General features: G+C 43.8%; 2 protein-coding genes. Both read left to right on the forward strand.

The features are described 5' to 3' along the window. Positions 1–391 (forward strand): 50S ribosomal protein L9 (rplI, locus tag D1841_RS18415; protein WP_166554406.1); only part of this gene is annotated, 391 nt, incomplete at its 5' end. Between the two features lie 34 nt (positions 392–425). After that, positions 426–555 (forward strand): DnaB-like helicase N-terminal domain-containing protein (locus D1841_RS19605; RefSeq protein ID WP_166554407.1); only part of this gene is annotated, 130 nt, incomplete at its 3' end.

Raw genomic sequence — 555 nt, forward strand, 5'->3', positions numbered from 1 at the left:
AGTAAAAGTCAGCGATGGATACGCAAGAAACATGCTGCTGCCGAAAGGGTATGCAACCGAGGCGACCGATGGCAATATCAGAAGTCTTGAGAAGCAGAAAGAACTGCTGGCACAGAAAAAGGCAGAAGAAAAAGCGGCGGCAGAAGAACTTGCAAAGAAGCTGGAAGATGTAACTGTTATTATCAAGACTAAGTCCGGTGAAGGCGGCAGACTTTTCGGCTCCATTACTTCCAAGGATATTGCTGACGAAACGAAAAAGCAGACCGGTCTTACCATCGATAAGAAAAAAATTCAGATGAAAAACCCAATTAAGAGTATTGGCAGATTTGAAATTGATGTGAAATTGTATCCGGAAGTATCCGGTAAGCTGACCGTTGAAGTAACCGACTAAAACTGATTGACTGATAGTATAGAGAGGAATCTACATGGTTGAGAAAATTCCACCCCATAATACGGAAGCGGAGAAGTCTGTTTTAGGCTCAGCCATGCTGAGCAAGGACGCGCTTTCCGATGTTATTGACCATATTACACCAGAGGATTTTTATGACGCAGCGC

The organism is Neglectibacter sp. X4 (genome assembly GCF_009917365.1).
Taxonomy (GTDB): Bacteria; Bacillota; Clostridia; order Oscillospirales; family Acutalibacteraceae; genus Acutalibacter.